Below are 21970 nucleotides of genomic sequence, written 5' to 3'. Positions count from 1 at the left end.
GCTCTCATCGAAGAAGGAGTCCTCGGTGAGATTCAGAATGCCGAACACCGTCACCCTGCTGCGTAACATCGTTGCTGCTCCATAACATCAAACATCGACCCACGGCGTAACGCGCTTGCTGCTTGGATGCCCGAGGCATAGACTGTACAAAAAAACAGTCATAACAAGCCATGAAAACCGCCACTGCGCCGTTACCACCGCTGCGTTCGGTCAAGGTTCTGGACCAGTTGCGTGAGCGCATACGCTACTTGCATTACAGCTTACCAACCGAACAGGCTTATGTCCACTGGGTTCGTGCCTTCATCCGTTTCCACGGTGTGCGTCACCCGGCAACCTTGGGCAGCAGCGAAGTCGAGGCATTTCTGTCCTGGCTGGCGAACGAGCGCAAGGTTTCGGTCTCCACGCATCGTCAGGCATTGGCGGCCTTGCTGTTCTTCTACGGCAAGGTGCTGTGCACGGATCTGCCCTGGCAGGGCATCAACGAAGACCAGAACCTGGGCATCGCCATCACCCGCCGTGCGCTGGAAGCCCCGCTGCGCGCCATCGTGGCCAACGCCGGTGAAGAACCGAGCGTGATCGTGGCCAACGTCAAGGCCGGCGAAGGCAGCTACGGCTACAACGCCGCCACCGGCGAGTTCGGCGACATGATCGCCATGGGCATCCTGGACCCGACCAAGGTGACCCGCTCGGCCCTGCAGCACGCCGCTTCCGTCGCCGGCCTTGCGATCACGACCGAAGTGGTCGTGGCCGAAGTGCCGAAGAAGGAAGAGCCGGCCATGCCGGGTGCTGGCGGTATGGGCGGCATGGGCGGCATGGATTTCTGATCCGGTTGGCCCGGTCGTCAGGGAACCGGACCGCGCCAGCGCGGTCCGATCCCGGCAACGACCCGACATCAAGGCCCCAAGGACGGGGCCGGAGCCCGGCAGCGATGCCGGGCTTTTTGTTGTGCCCGCGCCGCGGCAATGTCTGACGCGAAGATCAGAACGCACCGATACGAACGTGCGAACACAGGCGCAACACTGAGCAGCCGTCCCCGCACCGGAGCGCTGCGTGCCGCGCCTCGCCACATCCCGGCGGCAAGCCGCGGGATGCGCGCCACTGCCGTCCGCCCACACCGGTTCGCGGTACGCGCGCCACGCGCCCGAGCGCACGCTGCTGTACGCGTTGGTAGAGGCGCACTACCCGGACTTCATTGCACGGATCGAAGCGGAGGGCCGCTCGCTGCCCGGGTATGTCCGCGAGGCGTTCGATGCCTACCTGCGTTGCGGCGTACTCGAGCACGGCTTCCTGCGGGTGGTGTGCGAGCACTGCCGTGCAGAGAGGCTGGTGGCCTTCTCCTGCAAGAAGCGCGGGTTCTGCCCGAGTTGCGGCGCGCGACGCATGGCCGAGAGTGCGCGGCACCTGGTCGAGGAGGTGTTCGGCCCGCGGCCTGTGCGGCAATGGGTGCTGAGCTTTCCGTACCCCTTGCGTTTCCTGTTCGCCAGCAAGCCAGAAGCCATTGGCCCGGTGCTGGGCATCGTGCAGCGCGTGATCGCCGGCTGGTTGGCCGATCAAGCCGGCATCGACCGCGCCAGCGCCCAGTGCGGCGCGGTGACGCTGATCCAGCGTTTCGGCAGCGCGCTGAACCTGAACATCCACTTCCACATGCTGTGGCTCGACGGCGTGTACGTGGAAGCCACCGAGCTGCCGCGGCGCGAACTGCGCCTGCACCGCGCCCGTGCGCCCACCACCGCGCAGTTGACCCAGCTGGCAGCTACCATCGCGCACCGGGTGTGTCGGCACCTGACGCGCAAAGGCTGGCTCGAAGGGGAGGGCGAATCGGCCTTCCTGGCAGACAGCGCTGCAGGCGACGACAGCATGGATGGGCTGCGGATGAGTTCGATCACCTACCGCATCGCCACCGGCCGCGACGCTGGCTGCAAGGTCGTCACGCTGCAAACGCTGCCCGGTGACGCCGGTTCGCTGGAGGGCGAAGCCGGCAAGGTCGGCGGCTTCTCACTGCATGCCGGCGTGGCGGCCGAAGCACACGAAAGCCACAAGCTGGAAAAGCTGTGCCGCTACATCACGCGCCCGGCGATCAGCGAGAAGCGGCTGTCGATAGCGCTCCAGGGCAGGGTGCGTTACCAGCTCAAGACCCCGTGGCGCAATGGCACCACGCATGTGGAATGGGATCCGGTGGATTTCATCGCCAAGCTGGCGGCGCTGGTCCCTCTCAAGCGGGTCTTTTCCATCGACGTCACCGCCTGCGTCCACTGCGGTGGCACCGTGCGGATCGTCGCCAGCATCGAGGAACCCACCGCCATCCGCGCCATCCTCGCCCACTTCGAGAAGCACGGCGCGCGGGAAGAAGCGCACTACAGGCCCGCAGCGCGCGCGCCGCCAGTGCAAGCCGCGTGACGATCTGCCGGCTGCACAGCCGACGGCGAAACCGGAATCCGAGCCGATGCGGCCACGATCCGCAGGGCGGCGCTCGGCCCGCTGTCGGGAATCAGCGAAGCATGGCTGCTGACAACGCCGCTGCGTGGCCCCGCGATGCCGAAATCCCACTCACAGACGTCCGATCCGTGCCCAAAACGGGGCTTGCGCGACCGCCGCCTACCCAGCAGACTGCCCGAAAAGGGCGTTTGAACTTCCTATACGCACTTCGGGCTGAACGCCACGCCGGTGGGCAATCCGCTGGTCATCGTCAAGCGCCTGAACGAGCTGCTGCCCAACATCAAGCAGAACCTGCCGCCGGGCACTAGCGTGCAGGTGCCGTTCGAGCTGGCGCGCTTCATCAGCGCCTCCATCGACGGCGTGGTGCATACGCTGATCGAAGCCATCGTCATCGTGGTGGCGGTGATCTTCCTGTGCCTGGGGTCGTTGCGCGCCGTGCTCATTCCGGTGCTGACCATACCGCTGTCCATGCTGGGCGGCGCGGCCATCATGGCCTTGTTCGGCTTCAGCGTGAACCTGCTGACCCTGCTGGCCATGGTGCTGGCCATCGGCCTGGTGGTGGACGACGCCATCGTCGTGGTGGAAAACGTGCACCGGCACATCGAAGAGGGCAAATCGCCCGTGCGCGCGGCCCTCATCGGCGCGCGCGAGGTGGCGGGACCGGTGATCGCCATGACGATCACGCTGGCGGCCGTCTATGCGCCCATCGGCCTGATGGGCGGGCTTACCGGTTCGCTGTTCAAGGAATTCGCCTTCACCCTGGCCGGGGCGGTGGTCGTGTCCGGCGTCATCGCGCTGACCCTGTCGCCGGTGATGAGTTCCTTCCTGCTGAACAGCCGCGTCTCCGAAGGCTGGATGGCGCGCCGCGCCGAGCATTTCTTCGGACGTCTGGGCGATGCCTATGGCCGCTTGCTGGATGTTTCGCTGCATCACCGCTGGGTCACCGGCCTGCTCGCCGTGGCGGTGCTGGCCAGCGTGCCGTTCCTGTACAACGCCGCGCAGCGCGAACTGGCGCCGGTGGAAGACCAGTCCACCGTGCTGACCGCGATCAAGTCGCCGCAGCACGCCAATATCGACTATGTGGAGAAGTTCGGCCGCAAGTGGGACGACGTGATGAAGACCCTGCCCGAGCAGCAGGGGCGCTGGCTGATCAACGGCTCCGACGGCGTGTCCAACAGCATCGGCGGCGTGGACTTCGTGCCCTGGGAAAAGCGCCAGCGTTCGGCCGACCAGATCCAGGCCGACATGCAATCCATGGTGAACCAGGTCGAAGGCAGCAACATCTTCGCCTTCCAGCTGCCGTCCCTGCCGGGTTCCACCGGCGGGCTGCCGGTGCAGATGGTCATCATGAGCGCGTCGGACTACCCCGTGGTCTACGAGGCCATGGAAGGCTTGAAGAAGGCGGCGCGCGAAAGCGGGCTGTTCATGGTGGTCGACAGCGACCTGGACTACAACAACCCGGTGGTGCAGCTGAAGGTGGACCGCGCCAAGGCCAACAGCCTGGGCGTCACCATGAAGGCCATCGGCGACACCCTGGCGGTGCTGGTGGGCGAAAACTACGTCAACCGCTTCGGCATGGACGGGCGCTCCTATGACGTGATTCCGCAAAGCCTGCGCCAACAGCGCATCTCGCCCGAATCGCTGGCGCGCTACTACGTCAAGAGCGCCAGCGGCGAGCAGGTGCCTCTGTCGAACATCGTGACGGTGTCCATGGGCGTGGAGCCGAACAAGCTGACCCAGTTCAACCAGCTCAACGCCGCCACCTTCCAGGCCATCCCCATGCCGGGCGTCACCATGGGCGACGCGGTGCAGTTTCTGACCAAACAGGCCAGGTTCCTGCCCGCCGGCTTCAGCTACGACTGGCAGTCCGATGCGCGCCAGTACAGCCAGGAAGGCTCGGCGCTGATGATCACCTTCATCTTCGCCATCATCGTGATCTACCTGGTGCTGGCCGCGCAGTACGAGAGCCTGCGCGATCCCTTCATCATCCTGGTGAGCGTGCCCATGTCGATCTGCGGCGCGCTGATCCCGCTGGCGCTGGGCATGGCGACCGTCAACATCTATACCCAGATCGGGCTGGTGACGCTGATCGGCCTGATCAGCAAGCACGGCATCCTGATGGTGGAGTTCGCCAACGAGATGCAGGTCAGCCACGGGCTGGACCGGCGCGCCGCGATGGAGCAGGCCGCCCGCATCCGCCTGCGCCCCATCCTGATGACGACCGCCGCCATGGTCATGGGCCTGATCCCGTTGCTGTTCGCCAGCGGCGCGGGCGCGCACAGCCGCTACAGCCTGGGCCTCGTCATTGTGGTGGGGCTGCTGGTCGGCACGCTGTTCACGCTGTTCGTGCTGCCCACCGTCTACACCGTGTTCGCCCGCGACCACCGCGCGGCGCACGACACGCCACGCGCCAAGGAGTTGGCGCTGGCCCAGGCAGAGGACGCCGCCGTGCCGGGCGCCGCCGCCTAGCCGAAGGAAACGATCATGAAGAATTCCCAACTATCCCAACGTCTGCGCCGCGGCGCCGTGGTACTGCTGGCGGCGCTGGCCGCCGCGGGCTGCGCCGTCGGCCCCGACTACCACAAGCCCCAATCCGCGCCGGTGACGCTGGCCAGCCCCGAGCAGGCCCGCTTCTCCGCCGACCGGCTGCAGCGCGACTGGTGGAAGCAATTGCAGGACCCGCAGCTGGACCGCCTGATCGAACTGGCGCTGGCCCGCAATCTGGACATACGCATCGCGCAGGCGCGGCTGGCCGAATCGCGCGCGGCGCTGGACGAGAAGCAGCTGGACCAGCTGCCGGCGGTCACTTTGGGCGGAGGCTATGAGCGCAGTCTGTCCCAGGCCAACGCCGGCGCCGGCCAGCGCAACCTGGCGCAGAGCTACCGGGCGGGCTTCGACGCCACCTGGGAGCTGGACCTGTTCGGCCGGCTGCGCCGGGCGGCGGAAGGCGCGGCCGCGCGCAGCGAAGCGCAGGCCGCCGACCTGGCCCAGACCCGCATCGTGGTGGCCGCAGAAGTGGCGCGCAACTATTTCGAACTGCGCGGCGCGGAGCAGCGCCTGGCGGTGGCGCGCGCCAACCTGGACAGCCAGCGCGACAGCCTGCGCGTGATCCAGGCCATGGTGACGGCCGGCCGCGGTGACGAGGGCGATCTGGCCAGCGCGCGCGCCGAGCTGGAGACCGTGCAGGCCAGCGTGCCGGTGCAGATCGCCGCCCGGCGGCTGGCGCAGTACCGGATCGCGGTGCTGGCGGGCCTGCGGCCGGTGGAGCTGGGCGAACTGGACGGGGACAGGGTGCTGCCGCCGCTGGACACCCGTCTGCCGATCGGCGACGTGAGCGCCTTGCTGTCGCGCCGCCCCGACGTGCTGGCGGCCGAACGCAACATGGCCGCCGCCAACGCCGACGTGGGGGTGGCGACCGCCGAGCTGTACCCGCGCATAGACCTGGGCGGCTTCCTGGGCTTCGTCGCCTTGCGCGGCGCGGATTTCGGTTCGTCGGCCAGCCGCGCCTTCAGCGTCGCGGCCAATGCCAATTGGCCCGCCTTCCACCTGCCGACGGCACTGGCGCGCAAGCGCGGCGCGGTGGCGCGCTCCGATGGCGCCGTCGCCAGCTACGAGCAGACCGTGCTGCGCGCGGTCGAGGAGCTGGAGTCGGCGCTGACGGAATACGGTCAGACGCAGCAGCGGTTGGGCAGCCTGGCGCAGGCCGCCGTGCATAGCGGCAGGGCGGCGGAGCTGGCGCAGCTGCGCTACCGCGAAGGCAGCGCGCCGTATTTGACGGTGCTGGACGCGCAGCGTACGCTTTTGCGCGCCCAGGACGCCGTGGCCGTCGCCGAGACCGAGTCCTATACCCGCCTGATCGCGCTGTACAAGGCGCTGGGCGGCGGCTGGGAAGCGCCCGAGGCGGCGCCGCAAGCGGCCGCCGGCTGACCGCCAGGCGCGGTTCGTGGCACCATAGGCACCTATCCGGAGACCCCACATCCATGTCCGACAGCCCGTCCCATCCCGTCGCCTGGCAGCATCAACCGGCGGACCGCGTGCTCATGACCCTGAAGACGCGCGGCCCGCAATCGGTCGCGGTCATCGCCAAGGCCATGGACGTGACGGCCGAGGCCGTGCGCCAGCAGATGGCCCGCCTGCATGCCGAGGGATTGGTAGATTCGGAAAGCCAGAGCGCGGGCCGGGGCCGGCCTACGCAGATCTGGTTCCTGACGGAAGCGGGGCATGGGCGCTTTCCGGACACGCATGCCGAAATGACGGTGCAGATGATAGGCGCCATCCGCCAGGTGTTCGGCGAGGATGGCGTCGAAAAGCTGATCCAGGCGCGCGAGACGGCCATGCTGAACGGCTACCGCCAGGCCATGCAAGGCGCCCGCAGCCTCAAGGAAAGGCTGGAGCGGCTGGTGGAAGTGCGGTCCGCGGAAGGCTACATGGCCGAGCTGCGCAAGGACGGCAAGGACTATCTCTTCATCGAGAACCATTGCCCGATCTGCTCCGCGGCCAAAGCCTGTATGGGCTTTTGCCGCAGCGAGCTGGAACTCTTCCACAAGGTGCTGGGCGACGAGGTCCAGGTGCGGCGCGAAGAGCATATCCTTGCGGGCGCGCGCCGCTGCGCCTATCGCATCGAGAAAAGCTGACGGCGGGATGGGGCCGCGTCGAAAGGCCGGAACAGGAATTCCGGCCTGCGGCGCGCGTAGCCCGCCAGCGCATCAACCGGAAATGCCCGGCGGGTCCGCCTGTTCCCAGCCTCCCAAGGCCTTGTACAACTCCACCGCATTGACCAGCCGGCGCTGTTGCAGCCGGATGAACTCCTGCTCGGATTCGAACAGGCTGCGCTGCGCTTCCAGCATTTCCAGGTAGCTGGCCACGCCGCGTTCGTAGCGTCTTTCGGTCAGGCGCTGGCGGTCGCGGTCGGCGTCGCGGACCTTGCGCTGGGCGTCGATCTGGGCGCGCAGCGTGTCGCGCGCGGACAGGGCGTCGGCCACTTCGCGGAAGGCTTGCTGGATGCTGCCTTCGTACTGCGCCACCGCGATGTCCTTGCGCGTTTCGGCCAGCGACAGGTTGGCGCTGTTGCGCCCGGCGTTGAAGATGGGCAGCGTCAGCTTGGGCACGAAGCTCCAGGTGCCCGTGCCTGAACCGAACAGGTCCGAGAAGCTGCCGGCGGTGGTGCCGATGTCCGTCGTCAGCTGCACCGACGGAAAGAACGCCGCGCGCGCCGCGCCGATGTCGGCGTTGGCGGCGCGCAGCGTGTCTTCGGCTTGGCGCAGGTCCGGGCGCCGGACCAGCAGCGTGGACGGCAGGCCGGCCGCCAGCGGCGTCAGGCTTTGGCTTTCCAGCGTGACGGCGTCGGCGTCGGGCGGCAGGGAAAAGTCGCCCGCCAGCAGGCCCAGCGTATGCACGGCCTGGCGGTACTCGCGGCTCAGCTCGGCGTGCGTGGCGCGCGACGACTCCACCAGCATCTGCGCGGTGCGCAGTCCCACGGCCGTTTCCAATCCAGCGTCATAGCGGCGCTGCGTGAGTTTGAGCGAGGCCTCGCGCACCGCCAGGGTGCTCTCGGTCAGGCGCAACTGCTCGGCCAGCGAGCGCTGGTTGAAATAGGCCGTCGCCGTTTCCGAGACCAGCGACAGCGTGGCGGCGCGGTGCGCCTCCTCGCTGGCCAGGTAGCGCGACAAGGCGGCGTCGCTCAGGCTTTTCACGCGGCCGAAGAAATCCAGCTCGAACGCGGAAATGCCGACGGCGGCGCGGTAGCGGTCCGCCACGGGCATGCGCGGCTGGCCGGGTTCGGCGTCGCGGCCGCGGCTGTACTCGCCCACGCCGTCGATGGACGGCAGGCGGTCGGCCTGTTGCACGCCATAGAGCGCGCGCGCTTCCTGGATGCGGAGCGCCGCCACCCGCAGGTTGCGGTTGTTCTTCAGCGCGGCTTCGATCCAGGCTTGCAGCGCCGGGTCGTTGAAGTAGCCGCGCCAATCCTGCGGCATGGCCGCCAGGCCTTCGGCGGCGGGCGTGTCATAGGCCTGCGGGACCGGCGCGGCCGGGCGTTCGTACTTGGGGGCCAGCGAGCAGCCGGCCAGGGCCAGCGCAAGCAGGGTCATTGCCATAGCCTTCATGGCGAGGTCTCCAGCGTTTCGCGGCCTTGCGGACGCAAGGGGCGGACGCGCGTGCCCAGCACGCGGCCCACGATGAGAAAGAACAGCGGCACCAGGAAGATGGCCAGCACCGTCGCGGTGATGATGCCGCCCAGCACGCCCGTGCCGATCGCGGCCTGGGCGCCCGAGGCCGCGCCGGTGGCCAGCGCCAGGGGCAGCACGCCCACGCCGAAGGCCAGCGAGGTCATCACGATGGGGCGCAGCCGCAGCCTTGCCGCCTCCAGGGTGGCGGACACGATGCCCTGGCCGTCGCGCACCAGGTCCTTGGCCACTTCCACGATCAGGATCGCGTTCTTGGCCGACAGCCCGATGGTGGCGATGAGGCCGACCTTGAAGTAGATGTCGTTGGGCATGCCGCGCAACGTCACCCCCAGCACCGCGCCGATCACGCCCAGCGGCACCACCAGGATCACCGCCAGCGGGATGGACCAGCTTTCATACAGCGCGGCCAGCGCCAGGAACACCACCAGCACCGACAGCGCGAACAGCACGGGCGCCTGGTTGCCGGACAGCCGTTCCTCGTAGGACTGGCCCGACCAGTCGAAGCCGATGCCGCGCGGCAGGTCGGCCGCCAGGGCTTCCATGGCGCGCATGGCTTCGCCGCTGCTGTGACCCGGCGCCGCCGAGCCGTTGATCGTGAACGAAGGGAAGCCGTTGTAGCGGTTGAGCTGCGGCGGCCCCATCGACCACGTCAGGGTGGCGAAGGCGGACAGCGGCACCATCTGGCCCTGCAGGTTGCGCACGTGCAGGCGCGACACGTCGTCCACCTTGACGCGGCTCTTGCCGTCGGCCTGCACGGTCACGCGCCGCACCTGGCCGTTGAGCATGAAGTCGCCGATGTAGTCCGATCCATACATCACCGCCAGCGCCGTGTTGATCTCGTCGATCGTCACGCCCATGGCCTGGGCCTTGTCGCGGTCGACGAACAGCTGCAGCTGGGGGGCGTCTTCCTGGCCGGCGAAGACGACCTCGGTGAGCGCGGGATGCTTGGCCGCCGCCGCCAGCAGCTGCTGGCGGGCCTGGGTCAGGGCCTCGTAGCCCAGGCCGCCGCGGTCCTGCAGGCGGAAGTCGAAGCCGGAGGTGGAGCCCAGGTCGGGCAGCGGCGGCGAGTTCAGCGCGTGCACCATGACGTTCTTGCGGTCGGCGAAGGCGGCGTTGATGCGTTCGACCACCGCATTCACGTGCAGGTCGGCGGCGCCGCGCTGCTTCCAGTCCTTCAGCGTGACGAAGAACATGGCCGAGTTCGGTCCGCTGCCGTAGTTGCTGAAGCCGTTGACCGAATAAACGTATGCGACGGGCTCGTGCTCCATCATGTAGCGCTCGACCTCCTTCACCATCGCCATGGTCTCGGCCTGCGGCGAGCCCTGGGGCAGGATGACCATGGCCATGAAGCTGCCCTGGTCCTCGTCCGGCAGGAAGGAGGAGGGCAGGCGCGCGAACAGCAGCGCCACCGCGGCGATCACCGCCAGGTAGGCCAGGCCGAAGCGCACTGGCCGCGCCAGCACGCCCGAGACCCGCGCCGTATAGCGCGTGGTCAGGCGCGCGAAGGCCCGGTTGAACCAGCCGAAGAAGCCGCGCTTCTCGTGGTGGCCCGCGGCGATGGGCTTGAGCATGCTGGCGCACAGCGCCGGCGTCAGCGACAGCGCCAGGAAGGCCGAGAACGCGATCGACACGGCCAGCGTCACCGCGAACTGGCGGTAGATGTTGCCCACCGCGCCGTCGAAGAAGGCCATGGGCACGAACACCGACACCAGCACCACCGTGATGCCCACGATGGCGCCGCTGATCTGGCCCATGGCCTTCACCGTGGCCTCGCGCGGCGGCAGGCCTTCCTCGGCCATGATGCGCTCGACGTTCTCCACCACGACGATGGCGTCGTCCACCAGGATGCCGATGGCCAGCACCATGCCGAACATCGTCAGCACGTTGATGGAATAGCCCAGGCCCAGCATCACGCCCAGCGTGCCCAGCAGGGCCACGGGCACGACCAGCGTCGGAATGAGCGTGGCGCGGAAGTTCTGCATGAACAGGTACATCACGCAGAACACCAGGGCCACGGCTTCCAGCAGCGTCATCAGCACCTTCTTGATGGAGATCTCCACGAAGGTGGAGGTCTCGTACGGAATGTCCCAGGTCACCCCCGGCGGGAAGTACTGGGCCAGCTCCTGCATCGTGGCGCGGATGCGCTTGGTGGTTTCCACCGCGTTCGACCCGGGCGCCAGCTTGATGCCCAGGCCGGTGCCGGTCATGCCGTTGACGCGCGACAGGTACATATAGTCGGTGCCGCCCAGCTCGACCCGGGCCACGTCCTTCAGGCGCAGCGTGGCGCCGTCCGGCTGCGCGCGCAGCGGGATGTTGCCGAACTGCTCGGGCGTGCGCAGGGATTCGCCGGCGACGATGCTGGCGTTCAGCGGGGCGTCCTTGGGCACGGCCTGGTTGCCGAGTTCGCCGATGGTGACCCGCGCGTTATGGCTGCGCAGGGCCGTGACGATGTCGCCCGGGGTCAGGGACATGGCCGTCAGCTTGGCCGGATCGGGCCAGATGCGCATGGCGGCTTCGGCGCCGAAGGATTGCACCTTGCCCACGCCTTCCACGCGGCGCAGGGCCTGCAGCACGTTGGAGGCGGCCAGCTCGCCCAGCTGGATGTCGTCCAGGCTGCCGTCCGATTTCAGCGACACCACCAGCTGGATGTTGTCGGCCGCCTTCTCCACGCGCACGCCGTCGCGACGCACCGATTCGGGCAGGCGCGGCTCCACCGCCTTCAGGCGGTTCTGCACTTCCACGGCCGCCAGGTCCGGATTGGTGCCTTGCTTGAAGGTCAGGTTGATGCTGGCCCAGCCCGTCGAATCGCTGCTGGACGAGGTGTACATCAGCCCCGGGGCGCCGTTCATCTCGCGTTCGATGATGGCGGTGACGGCCTCTTCGACCACCTTGGCCGAGGCGCCGGGATAGCTGGCGCCGACGTTGACCACCGGCGGAGCGATGTCGGGATACTGAGCCACCGGCAACGCGCGGATCGACAGGATGCCGACCAGCACGATCAGTAGCGAGATCACCCAGGCGAAGACCGGGCGATCGATAAAAAAACGCGCCATTGCGGTTTATCCTTTTTTGCCCTCGGCGGCCGTCCTTGCCTGGACGCCGGCCTCGGGATTTTCTGCGGCGGCGGCCTGCGCGCTGGGCGCGGCCCGTTCCACCGGTTTGATTTTCTGGCCCGCGGCCAGGTGCGCGGCGTTCTCGACGACGATGCGCTCGCCGCCCGCCAGTCCCTGCGTGACGATCCAGTTGGCGCCCTGCAGCCGATGCGCCGTGACGGCGATCTTCTTCAGTTCGCCGTCCGGCCCGGCGGCCAGCACGTGCGCGCCTTCGGCGTTGCGCAGCAGGGCGTTGCGCGGAACCAGGTAGGTGTCGCGATTGATCGCCTGCTCCAGCCGCACCCGCACGTACATGCCCGGCAGCAGGTCGCGGCCCGGGTTCTCGAACAGCGCCCGCATGGTGACGTTGTCCGTGCCCGGATCGACCGCCAGGTCGGCAAACGACAGCGTGCCGCCGCGCGCGTACTCGGAACCGTCAGGCAGCAGCAGCCGCACCCGAACCTGGTCCGGCGCCACGCTTTCCAGGGCGCCGGCGCGGATCTGCTTCTGCAGCTGCATCACCTCGGCGGCGGGCTGCGCGAAGTTCACGTAGATGGGATCGATCTGCTGCACCACCGTCAGCGGCGTGGCCTGGCCTTCGCCGACCAGCGCGCCTTCCGTCACCAGCGCGCGCCGCGCCCGCCCGTCGATGGGCGAGGTGACGCGGGCGTAGTCCAGCTTCAGCTTGGCGCTTTGCAGGTTGGCGCGGGCCAGGGCGACCTCGGCCCGGGCCTGGCGTTCCTGTGCCACGCTTTCGGCGTGGTCGCGTTCGCTGATGGCGCGGTCCGACACCAGGTCCGCGTAGCGGCGCAGCTTGTCGGCGGCGGCGGACAGGTTCGCCTGCGCCCGCGCCAGGTTGGCGGCTTCGGAATCGTAGGCGGCCTGCAAGGGGGCGGGATCGATCTGGAACAGGGCGGCGCCGCGCGCCACGTCCTGGCCTTCCTCGTACAGGCGCGCGGTGACGATGCCCGCCACGCGGGCGCGCACCTCGGCCTCGCGATAGGGTTCCAGCCGGCCCGGCAGTTCGGTGGCGACGCTGGTGGGCGTGGCCGCCGCGACGATGACGCCGACCTCGGCGGGTTCCTGGGCGGCTTGCTGGGCTTCCGGCTTCGAGCAACCAGTAATAAGAACTACTACGGATAAAAGGGCGAGCGTGCGTAGAGAGACTCTTTGCTTCATTTTTAAAATTGTCGTGGTGTGGCCGCAGGGGGCCGTGGTGGGGAAAGGCGCCGACTTTCCCGGTGGGGAAGCGAGTCTATCATTTAAGAAAACTGCGAAAAGCGCACCTAGCCCGCGCAATGCATCATCCAGCCGTAACAGAACGAATGGTTTGATGCGAACCGGCTTTCCGGTCCCGCCATGGCTGTGATGAGTCTCCTTGAGGAAAATGCAGGCAAGCAGGAACGCGAACCCGTTGAGAAGGGCGGCGGCGATAAACGGGGCATGAGCAGAGATACCACCGAGCATGCCACCAAGTGCTGGCCCGGCAATCATGCCCGCCCCATAACAGGCCCCCATGTAGCCGAACCAGCGTGCGCGAGAACCTTCCCCCGTCGAATCGGCAATGGTTGAGGCTGCTACAGCTCCGGTTGCGCCCGTGACGCCGGACACGAGTCGGCCGATATAGAGCACCCATAAGACCGGCGCTGATGCCATAATCGTGTAATCGACTGCGGCTCCTGCAAGAGAAGCCAGAAGTACCGGACGCCGACCGTAAGAATCCGAAAGCTGTCCAAGCATGGGCGCGAAGACGACCTGCATCAATGCATAGAGCGACAGCAAGGCACCATAGTGTCCAGCGACCTGCTCTGCTGGCACAAGCTCACGCAGAAGCGTCGGAAGGACGGGCATGATGAGGCCGAGACCCATGGCGTCAAGACCCACGATCAGCAGGGCAATGATGGCAGAGCTGCGCACCTGAAACTCCAGCGCCGCTCAATGGAGCGACTTTATCAACGATAAGGAGATGGAAATATAACTTATCGGTGATAAATTGTCAAGCACTGGCGAAGGAACGTGAATGACCAAACTGGACAAGGGCACCGTGATCGCGGCGGCGCTAGAGCTGTTGAACGAGGTTGGCATGGACAGCCTGACGACGCGGAAGCTCGCTGAACGCCTCAAGGTTCAGCAGCCTGCGCTTTACTGGCATTTCCAGAACAAGCGAGCGCTGCTTGATGCGCTCGCCGAGGCGATGCTGGCGGAACGCCATACCCGCTCGCTACCCGAAGAGAATGAGGACTGGCGGGTGTTCCTGAAAGAGAATGCCCTGAGCTTCAGAACGGCGTTGCTCTCTTATCGGGACGGCGCGCGTATCCATGCCGGCACTCGACCGACAGAACCGAATTTTGGCACCGCCGAGACGCAAATACGCTTTCTCTGCGCGGAGGGCTTTTGTCCGAAGCGCGCCGTTTGGGCGCTCCGGGCGGTCAGTCACTATGTGGTCGGTTCCGTTCTCGAGCAGCAGGCATCTGATGCCGATGAGAGAGTTCCGGACAGGCCAGATGTGTCCGAGCAAGCACCGTCGTCCTTCCTGCACGATCTGTTTCACGAGTTGGAAACAGACGGCATGGATGCTGCGTTCAACTTCGGACTCGACAGCCTCATCGCTGGTTTCGAGCGGCTGCGTTCATCTACAACAGATTAGAGGCTTATGCCCCTTTGCCGCCCCAACTGCCACGACACCGATCCGCTTTGCACGATGCCCATGACCTCACGGCCGAGCTGGGGTCGTTTGCGGGAAGGGGCGGAATCCTACGCTAAGGCTTTGGCCAGCGATATTCTCCGGTGAGATTGATGTGTTCCCAGGGGATAGGAGAAGTCGCTTGATATCTAGTATGACGTCTGTCGCACCTGCTTGATCGCGGCCGCGATAGCTAGATCGCGTTGCTCCTCTTCTCCATCCGCGTTCCAAGCTGCGGAAAGGCACCCATAAGCGTACGCCTGGTCGAGCAGGCGACGCGGATCGACGTCCAGCGCACGAGAGAATGCGTCCGCCATCTGTGCAATGCGTCTAGGATCGAGACAAAGGTCGTCTCTGTCAGCCGGATCGTAGAACATATTGGCGGCGCCAAAGCCCACTTCACCGACCAGACCGACGGGATCTATCACCAGCCAGCCGCGACTGGAGAACATGATGTTTTCATGATGCAGATCGCCATGTAGCCCACGCAGTTCCGAGGCATTGCTCATCATTTGATCGGCTATAATCGCCGCGTGGACGTAGTCAGTTTGACAACCTGCGTTTTGATCATCGCGCGCCCGCTGAAACAAAGCTGCAAAGCGATCCCGGATCGGGAGAAGGGCAGAAGGCAGGGGTTCCTCAGATGCGGCATACAGCTTCGCCATTAGTTCCGCTGCAATTTCGGTCGCCTGGTAGTCGCCGTGCTCGGCAACGATGTGAGAGAGCATTCGCTCCCCGGCATATTCGAGCAACATCAGATTGTTCTCACGACCGAGCAACCGGACTGCTCCCCTCCCATTGCGCCATACCAGATAGTCGGCCCCGCGCAGTTCATCAGCAATGTCTTCTATAGGTTTCAATCCCTTGACGATTGCAGGAGTCCCGTCTGGCAATGAAACTTTCCAAACGAGGCTGGAAAAGGTGTCCGCAATGAGAACAGGTTGCGAAACGTGCCAATGAGCAGGAAAAACAGGCGGCATGAACATCAACCCCAAGTCAGAGGGTCCAATCGCAGATAGAAGGCAAGGCGTTCGCGGTCGGGGGCTTCGATCCCCAATACATTGAATAGGACAGCGAAGGCGCGCTCTGCTTCATCTGGCGCTGCCCAGTTCTCTTCGGCGTTAGCAATCATGAGTGCCAAATCGGCATAGCGATCTGCTGTTCCGAGCCGCCCAAGGTCGATCAGACCCGTGCATTGAAGAGTTTTAGGGTCCACCATGAAGTTCGGCATGCAGGGATCACCATGGCAAACAACCATATCGGTGCGCTCTTGGTCGAGCCGCACCGGTAGCTCTCGTTCGACACGAGCCAAAAGATCGAGCTGCGGCGTACTCTTGTCCTCGTCCGGTAAGAAGTCGGGATTGACGGCATTGCGGGACACCACATCAACGGCGCGTCCGAACATTCGCGACAGCCTGCGCTCAAACGGACATTGATCAACCGATAGGCTGTGAACAGCGCCAAGTTGCTGCCCCATTGACGGCCACGCTTTGAGCAAATCCGCTCCAGACAGATCAGCCGCCGGTACTCCCGGAATTGCCGTTATCACCAAGCATGCACCCTCCTGTTCCTCCTGCCAGTTGATCACCTCGGGGCAAGCCACACCTCGACCTTTGAGCCAAATGAGGCGGTCACGCTCTCCAGCGAGCTCACCGCGGCGGGAAGCAGGTGCGATTTTCGCGAAGGCATGCCCGTCACCACGTCGAAAAACAAAATCACCAGATTCTCCGCCTCTGACAGGCAACCAGTCAGAATGCGATTCACCAAAAAAAATATTAGTTCGATTCAATGGAGGTTCCTTCAGTTTTCTGATGAAGCGCGGAGGTGGCTCAACCTGCGAAAAGAAACGAGTTGCTACGTAAGTCCGAGAACATGCTTTCCATGGTCTCTGAGCTCGCCTTTGGGACCGACATATCGGTAGAGAGTGACGCGCTCGATGCCGAGTTCCTTGCAGAGATCGGAAACTGAAGTATCGCGCTGGGCCATGGCGGCTTGCGCGAGACGCACCTGAGCTTTGGTGAGCGCGAATTTTCGTCCGCCCTTGCGACCGCGCGCTCTCGCGGAGGCGAGACCCGCCATGGTGCGCTCTCGGATCAGATCCCGCTCGAACTCGGCCAAGGTGGCGAAGATTCCGAACACCATGCGACCGGACGCAGTCGTGGTGTCGATCTGAGCGCCCTTTCCAGTCAGAACCCGCAGGCCGATCTTGCGGTCTGACAGCTCCTTCACCGTGTTGACCAGATGGGCAAGCGATCGTCCGAGGCGATCGAGCTTCCAGACCACCAGCACATCGCCGTCACGCAATGACTTGAGGCAGGCAGTCAAGCCAGGGCGATCATCACGACCGCCGGAAGCAAGATCATCATAGATATTGTCCCGTTCGACACCTGCGGCGCGCAAGGCGTCGTGCTGCAGGTCGAGAGACTGCGAGCCATCGGCTTTGGAGACGCGGGCATATCCGATCAGCATGTATCACAAACGTTGGTTTGAGGCGGCGCTTCGGCCACGATTGCATTGACCTCTGGAAATGTATCTCAACCAGCTTCATAAACAAAGCGTCTTGAACGCTATCAGATTTTGAAAAAGGAACATGTATGCCGCGTCGCGTCACTCTAACCGATCGGCAGAAAGACGCGCTGTTGCGCTTGCCGACTTCACAGACGGATTTGCTCAAGCACTATACGCTGAGTGATGAAGACCTTGGGCATATCAGGCTGCGTCGGCGCGCTCACAACAGGTTCGGCTTCGCCCTGCAATTGTGTGTCCTGCGCTATCCCGGCCGGGTGCTGGCTCCAGGCGAACTGATCCCTGCAGAGGTCATCGAATTTATCGGAGCGCAGCTTGGCCTGGGTGCCGACGATCTCGTAGACTATGCTGCCCGCGAGGAAACACGGCACGAGCATCTTGCCGAGTTACGGGGGCTCTACGGCTTCCGCACCTTCTCCGGACGTGGTGCGAGCGAGCTGAAGGAATGGTTGTTCCGAGAAGCCGAGATGGCGGTGTCGAACGAGGATATCGCCCGTCGCTTCGTAGCCGAGTGCCGACGCACCCGCACTGTCCTTCCCGCGACATCCACGATCGAGCGGCTTTGTGCCGCGGCTCTCGTCGATGCCGAGCGACGCATCGAGACGAGGATCGCCATTCGTCTGCCTATGTCGATCCGAGAACAGTTGCTGGCATTGCTCGAGGAGACGGCTGATGATCGGGTGACCCGTTTTGTGTGGCTGCGCCAGTTCGAGCCTGGCTCGAACTCTTCGTCGGCCAACCGGCTGCTCGACCGGCTCGAATATCTGCAACGCGTCGATCTCCCCGAGGATCTGCTTGCCGGCGTTCCTGCCCATCGGGTGACTCGTCTGCGCAGGCAGGGTGAACGGTATTATGCCGACGGCATGCGCGATCTCCCGGAGGACAGGCGGCTTGCGATCTTGGCTGTTTGCGTCTCGGAATGGCAGGCGATGTTGGCCGACGCAGTGGTCGAAACCCACGACCGGATCGTCGGCCGTCTCTACCGTGCTTCGGAGCGTATTTGCCATGCAAAGGTCGCAGACGAAGCGGGGGTGGTGCGTGACACCCTGAAATCCTTCGCCGAGATCGGGGGCGCCCTGGTCGATGCACAGGATGATGGCCAGCCGCTGGGCGACGTCATCGCGAGCGGATCAGGGTGGGACGGCTTCAAAACCCTTGTTGCAATGGCAACCAGGCTCACCGCCACCATGGCCGACGATCCGCTCAACCATGTGCTCGACGGTTATCACCGCTTCCGCCGATACGCTCCACGCATGTTGCGCCTGCTCGATCTGCGAGCTGCGCCCGTTGCACTGCCGCTTCTGGAAGCGGTGACGGCCCTTCGTACCGGTTTGAACGATGCCGCGATGACCAGCTTCTTGCGGCCCAGCTCGAAATGGCATCGCCACCTTCGGGCCCAGAGGGCTGGCGACGCTCGCCTATGGGAGATCGCGGTGCTGTTCCATCTGCGCGATGCGTTCCGCTCCGGAGATGTCTGGCTTACTAGGTCCCGGCGCTATGGCGATCTGAAACACGCACTCGTTCCGGCACAAGCCATCGCGGAAGGCGGTCGTCTCGCTGTGCCATTGCGGCCGGAGGAATGGCTGGCAGACCGGCAAGCTCGCCTCGACATGCGGTTGCGCGAGCTTGGCCGTGCCGCTCGCGCAGGCACGATCCCGGGCGGGTCGATTGAAAACGGCGTTCTGCATATCGAGAAACTCGAAGCCGCCGCGCCGACAGGCGCCGAAGATCTGGTGCTCGATCTCTACAAGCAGATCCCGCCCACGCGCATCACCGATCTCCTGCTGGAGGTGGATGCGGCGACCGGCTTCACCGAAGCGTTCACCCATCTGCGCACAGGAGCACCCTGCGCTGACCGGATCGGGCTAATGAACGTTATCTTGGCGGAAGGGATCAACCTCGGCTTGCGCAAAATGGCGGATGCGACAAACACCCACACCTTCTGGGAATTGATCCGCATTGGACGGTGGCATGTCGAGGGCGAAGCCTATGACCGGGCGCTGGCCATGGTGGTCGAGGCACAGGCAGCGTTACCCATGGCCCGGTTCTGGGGCATGGGCACGTCGGCTTCGAGCGACGGACAGTTCTTCGTCGCTACAGAGCAAGGTGAGGCCATGAACCTGGTCAACGCGAAATATGGCAATACCCCGGGCCTGAAAGCCTATAGCCACGTCTCCGACCAATATGCGCCGTTCGCAACCCAGGTGATTCCTGCAACGGCAAGCGAAGCGCCTTACATCCTCGATGGCCTGCTGATGAACGATGCTGGACGCCATATCCGCGAGCAGTTCACCGACACGGGCGGCTTCACCGATCACGTCTTTGCCGCATGTGCCATTCTCGGCTACCGGTTCGCTCCGCGCATCCGCGACCTGCCATCCAAACGGCTCTACGCGTTCAATCCGTCGGCCGCCCCGGCGCACCTGCGAGCGTTGATCGGCGGAAAGGTCAACCAAGCCATGATCGAGCGCAATTGGCCCGACACCCTGCGCATCGCCGCCACCATTGCTGCCGGGACCGTCGCGCCAAGCCAGATTCTGCGGAAACTCGCCTCCTATCCGCGGCAGAACGAGCTCGCGACAGCCCTGCGGGAAGTCGGTCGCGTCGAGCGCACCCTGTTCATGATCGACTGGATTCTGGATGCCGAACTCCAACGGCGTGCCCAGATCGGGCTCAACAAAGGCGAAGCTCATCATGCGCTGAAGCGGGCAATCAGCTTCCACCGCCGCGGTGAAATCCGCGACCGTTCCGCCGAAGGCCAGCATTACCGCATCGCCGGCATGAATCTGCTCGCCGCCATCATCATCTTCTGGAACACCATGAAGCTCGGCGAGGTCGTTGCAAACCAGAAACGCGATGGAAAGCTGCTATCGCCCGATCTCTTGGCCCATGTTTCGCCGCTCGGATGGGAACACATCAATCTCACCGGAGAATATCGCTGGCCAAAGCCTTAGCGTAGGATTCCGCCCCCTCCCGCAAACGACCCCGAGCTGGCGGTCGATGACCGGCCGCCACGGGACAAGGGAAATGAGCGGTATCTTGCCAGACAGGATACCGCCATTCACGAGGTTTCGAAGATTATTGCGCCGCATCGGAGCGGGCTTGCTTCCAGTCGTCGGCTAGACGACTGGCGACTTCTCGGTGGCAGCATCACGGGATCGAAGGAGCGCCAGCCCCAACGACACCAGCACTGCCATTGCCGTGGCGTAACAAATCACGGGCCACGCTGTATCGCCGTTTAACAGCGTCACCGCCAATGTCCCGACGATACTGACTATCAGGCTTTGGATGCAGAAGTAGAACGCAACCGCTGATCCAGCGATGTCGTCGAACTGCGCAAGTGCGCCGTTGGCGGTAACGGACACCGTGAAGACAATGCCGACCGCGACAACCCACATCGGTAGGATGAAGGTGAGGAATGACGGCGAGCCGTAAAGTTCGCCGATCCCCAACAGGACCGCTCCGCAAACAAGCAACGCCATCCCACGCGCCACGCATCCTGCGATGCCCCATCTGGCGACAAAGGACTTCGCGAAACGGGTTGTCACGATCATTACAAGCGCGACAGTGGCGAAGGCAAAGCTGAATCCGATCTCGGAATATTCCGCTTGGCCTATGAGCACACGGGGAGCCGTCGAGAAGAAGACGAAGAAGGTGCCCATACCGGCGCTAAAGCCGACAGTGTAAACCCAAAAAGCCGGACTCGCGAAGATCGGCAAGACAGATCGGCGCGTCTTGACTTGATCCAGAGGGCGGGTTTCGTGCCACCTGAAACCCGCATTTAGGAGTGCGAGCATCGCCAGTATAGCCAAAGTAATGAATATCGCCTGCCATCCCAAGAACTCGCCGATCAATGCTCCGGCGATAGGGCCGAGCGCAGGCACGAACGCCAGCATCGAACTGAAAAGGCCGTAGATGACGACACCCTCAGGACGGTTGGCATAAACGTCGCGAACCGTCGCGAACGTCGCCACCAGCATGGCCGACGCGCCCACTGCTTGAAGTAGACGGAAAGCGACAAAGGCCGGTGCAGTTGAAGACCAAGCTGCTCCCAGAGACGCAATGACGAAAGCCGTTGCGCCCGCAAGTAGAATTGGCCGTCGCCCGATTCTGTCTGAGAGCGGACCAAAAATCACCTGGCCCACGCCGAGCATCACCATATAGAGGCTCAACGTGAGTTGGATCATAGCGGGCGTCGTGTTCAGGATGCCGGGCATCGCTGGAACGACAGGGAGATAAATATCCATCGCCAGTGAAGCGAGGATGTCGAAAGGAGCCATCAGCAGCAGTGCTGCCGGCAGCGTATAGGCCCACGCGGGGCGTGTGGTGGTCATGACGAATCAACCCTCGATTAAGGAATACCGGGCGACGTCTGCTCGTCAGCAATCAGATGAGACTAGCCTTACAGAGCGCCGCAACAACAATACTGGTTGTTGCGGCTTACTTGTCTGCTGACTTGGAATTTCCCATCTGATTACTCCACGCTTACGAATATGAATTGCTACATTTTATCCGATTATCTTTTGCTTCGCAATGCGGCATGGGCGCACTCAGCGTTCCAGCCCCCTCTGCCGCCCTAACTGCCACGACACCGACCCGCCCTGCACGATGCCCATAACCTCGCGGCCGAGTTGGCGGTCGATGATCGGCCGCCACGGGACAAGGGTGAACTCATGGGATTTCTCGACCACGGCGAACTTGCCGCTCGATAGATGCACGGTTCCGGTAAACTTGCCGCTGACGCTCTCGCCGTCCGTGGCGGCGCGGAACGGCAGGCCCTTACTCAAAGCCATATCCGATCCGACGCCGGCTACCTCGCGCTCCCGCAGGATGGCGAGAAGGTTGCGCCGGTAGAAGACGCGGCTGTCCCGGCTGCGGGTGGCGTCGCCCTGTTCGATATGGTGCTCGCGGCGCTGGTCCATGGCTTCGCGGACTTGTTGCCCGAAGCCGGTTGGCGCAAGGTCGGCCGTCTCGCCATGGACCAATCGCCGGTCCATCCCCGGATCGAGGATGAGCCGGTCGGCAGCGACCCCGCTCCGTCGCAAGGC

The 21970-nt window shown here is 64.6% G+C and carries 13 protein-coding genes and 5 pseudogenes; 8 read left to right on the top strand and 10 right to left on the bottom strand.

The window, feature by feature from the left end; translation table 11 throughout:
• Positions 1–170 precede the first annotated feature (170 nt).
• From intI1 to ACCQ08_RS25185, 6 genes and pseudogenes are all read left to right on the top strand, one after another.
• Positions 171–470: pseudogene (gene intI1 / locus ACCQ08_RS25210) on the top strand (class 1 integron integrase IntI1); the annotation flags it as partial.
• Positions 471–473: 3 nt separating this feature from the next.
• Positions 474–824, top strand: a pseudogene (locus tag ACCQ08_RS25205) (TCP-1/cpn60 chaperonin family protein); the annotation flags it as partial.
• 274 nt (positions 825–1098) lie between these two features.
• The gene (locus tag ACCQ08_RS25200) at positions 1099–2397 is read left to right on the top strand and encodes an IS91 family transposase (RefSeq protein WP_054065470.1); all 1299 of its coding nucleotides are present in this window, start codon (positions 1099–1101) and stop codon (positions 2395–2397) included.
• 243 nt (positions 2398–2640) lie between these two features.
• Positions 2641–4905, top strand: a pseudogene (locus tag ACCQ08_RS25195) (efflux RND transporter permease subunit); the annotation flags it as partial.
• 15 nt (positions 4906–4920) lie between these two features.
• On the top strand, positions 4921–6363 hold the full coding sequence (locus ACCQ08_RS25190; RefSeq protein ID WP_054065469.1) for an efflux transporter outer membrane subunit: 1443 nt from the start codon (positions 4921–4923) through the stop codon (positions 6361–6363).
• 53 nt (positions 6364–6416) lie between these two features.
• Positions 6417–7070, top strand: coding sequence for a metalloregulator ArsR/SmtB family transcription factor (locus ACCQ08_RS25185; RefSeq protein WP_054065468.1), 654 nt, complete (start codon positions 6417–6419; stop codon positions 7068–7070).
• Between the two features lie 72 nt (positions 7071–7142).
• Here ACCQ08_RS25185 and oprZ read toward each other — a convergent pair whose 3' ends face one another.
• From oprZ to ACCQ08_RS25165, 4 genes and pseudogenes are all read right to left on the bottom strand, one after another.
• The gene (oprZ, locus tag ACCQ08_RS25180; RefSeq protein WP_054065467.1) at positions 7143–8540 is read right to left on the bottom strand and encodes a multidrug efflux RND transporter outer membrane subunit OprZ; all 1398 of its coding nucleotides are present in this window, start codon (positions 8538–8540) and stop codon (positions 7143–7145) included.
• Positions 8537–11674, bottom strand: coding sequence for a multidrug efflux RND transporter permease subunit (locus ACCQ08_RS25175; RefSeq protein ID WP_054065466.1), 3138 nt, complete (start codon positions 11672–11674; stop codon positions 8537–8539). Before ACCQ08_RS25175 ends, oprZ begins: the two co-directional genes overlap by 4 nt.
• 6 nt (positions 11675–11680) lie before the next feature.
• The gene (locus ACCQ08_RS25170) at positions 11681–12892 is read right to left on the bottom strand and encodes a MexX/AxyX family multidrug efflux RND transporter periplasmic adaptor subunit (protein WP_054065465.1); all 1212 of its coding nucleotides are present in this window, start codon (positions 12890–12892) and stop codon (positions 11681–11683) included.
• 87 nt (positions 12893–12979) lie between these two features.
• Positions 12980–13630 (bottom strand): annotated as a pseudogene (locus ACCQ08_RS25165) (MFS transporter); the annotation flags it as partial.
• Positions 13631–13733: 103 nt separating this feature from the next.
• Here ACCQ08_RS25165 and tetR(G) point away from each other — a divergent pair.
• Positions 13734–14360: a tetracycline resistance transcriptional repressor TetR(G) gene (gene tetR(G), locus ACCQ08_RS25160; protein WP_000163574.1), complete on the top strand. Its 627-nt coding sequence runs from the start codon at positions 13734–13736 to the stop codon at positions 14358–14360.
• Here tetR(G) and ACCQ08_RS25155 read toward each other — a convergent pair.
• The 4 genes and pseudogenes from ACCQ08_RS25155 to ACCQ08_RS25140 all read right to left on the bottom strand — a co-directional run.
• Positions 14357–14440, bottom strand: a pseudogene (locus tag ACCQ08_RS25155) (DUF3363 domain-containing protein); the annotation flags it as partial. The gene tetR(G) and the pseudogene ACCQ08_RS25155 sit on opposite strands and share 4 nt — an antisense overlap.
• Before the next feature lie 105 nt (positions 14441–14545).
• Positions 14546–15382 (bottom strand): aminoglycoside O-phosphotransferase APH(6)-Id, encoded by an 837-nt coding sequence (locus ACCQ08_RS25150; RefSeq protein WP_000480968.1) that lies wholly within the window; start codon positions 15380–15382, stop codon positions 14546–14548.
• A complete protein-coding gene (gene aph(3'')-Ib, locus ACCQ08_RS25145) occupies positions 15382–16185 on the bottom strand; it encodes an aminoglycoside O-phosphotransferase APH(3'')-Ib (RefSeq protein WP_001082319.1) in 804 nt (267 codons plus the stop codon). Before aph(3'')-Ib ends, ACCQ08_RS25150 begins: the two co-directional genes overlap by 1 nt.
• Positions 16186–16250: 65 nt before the next feature.
• Positions 16251–16865 (bottom strand): recombinase family protein, encoded by a 615-nt coding sequence (locus tag ACCQ08_RS25140; RefSeq protein ID WP_000904906.1) that lies wholly within the window; start codon positions 16863–16865, stop codon positions 16251–16253.
• Between the two features lie 125 nt (positions 16866–16990).
• On the opposite strand from ACCQ08_RS25140, the gene ACCQ08_RS25135 reads away from it, so the two are divergent.
• Positions 16991–19876 (top strand): Tn3 family transposase, encoded by a 2886-nt coding sequence (locus ACCQ08_RS25135; RefSeq protein ID WP_006473469.1) that lies wholly within the window; start codon positions 16991–16993, stop codon positions 19874–19876.
• Positions 19877–20041: 165 nt separating this feature from the next.
• Here ACCQ08_RS25135 and floR read toward each other — a convergent pair whose 3' ends face one another.
• Together floR and ACCQ08_RS25125 are read right to left on the bottom strand one after the other, a co-directional pair.
• Positions 20042–21256 (bottom strand): chloramphenicol/florfenicol efflux MFS transporter FloR, encoded by a 1215-nt coding sequence (floR, locus tag ACCQ08_RS25130; protein WP_373451310.1) that lies wholly within the window; start codon positions 21254–21256, stop codon positions 20042–20044.
• A gap of 216 nt (positions 21257–21472) precedes the next feature.
• Positions 21473–21970, bottom strand: a 498-nt coding sequence (locus tag ACCQ08_RS25125) for a DUF3363 domain-containing protein (RefSeq protein WP_373451309.1), incomplete at its 5' end; no start/stop codon positions are given.

Source organism: Comamonas sp. SY3, from assembly GCF_041730275.1.
GTDB classification, from domain to species: Bacteria; Pseudomonadota; Gammaproteobacteria; order Burkholderiales; family Burkholderiaceae_C; genus Comamonas; species Comamonas sediminis.
The sequence above is the reverse complement of the archived record's forward strand: the minus strand, read 5'-3'. Positions and strand labels throughout refer to the sequence as shown.

Bases quoted from the DNA above. Each gene is read 5' to 3' on its own strand.
- ACCQ08_RS25190 (WP_054065469.1), top strand. From the start codon at position 4,921: ATGAAGAATTCCCAACTATCCCAACGTCTGCGCCGCGGCGCCGTGGTA.
- ACCQ08_RS25185 (WP_054065468.1), top strand. From the start codon at position 6,417: ATGTCCGACAGCCCGTCCCATCCCGTCGCCTGGCAGCATCAACCGGCG.
- oprZ (WP_054065467.1), bottom strand. From the start codon at position 8,540: ATGAAGGCTATGGCAATGACCCTGCTTGCGCTGGCCCTGGCCGGCTGC.
- ACCQ08_RS25175 (WP_054065466.1), bottom strand. From the start codon at position 11,674: ATGGCGCGTTTTTTTATCGATCGCCCGGTCTTCGCCTGGGTGATCTCG.
- ACCQ08_RS25170 (WP_054065465.1), bottom strand. From the start codon at position 12,892: ATGAAGCAAAGAGTCTCTCTACGCACGCTCGCCCTTTTATCCGTAGTA.
- ACCQ08_RS25150 (WP_000480968.1), bottom strand. From the start codon at position 15,382: ATGTTCATGCCGCCTGTTTTTCCTGCTCATTGGCACGTTTCGCAACCT.
- ACCQ08_RS25140 (WP_000904906.1), bottom strand. From the start codon at position 16,865: ATGCTGATCGGATATGCCCGCGTCTCCAAAGCCGATGGCTCGCAGTCT.
- ACCQ08_RS25135 (WP_006473469.1), top strand. From the start codon at position 16,991: ATGCCGCGTCGCGTCACTCTAACCGATCGGCAGAAAGACGCGCTGTTG.
- floR (WP_373451310.1), bottom strand. From the start codon at position 21,256: ATGACCACCACACGCCCCGCGTGGGCCTATACGCTGCCGGCAGCACTG.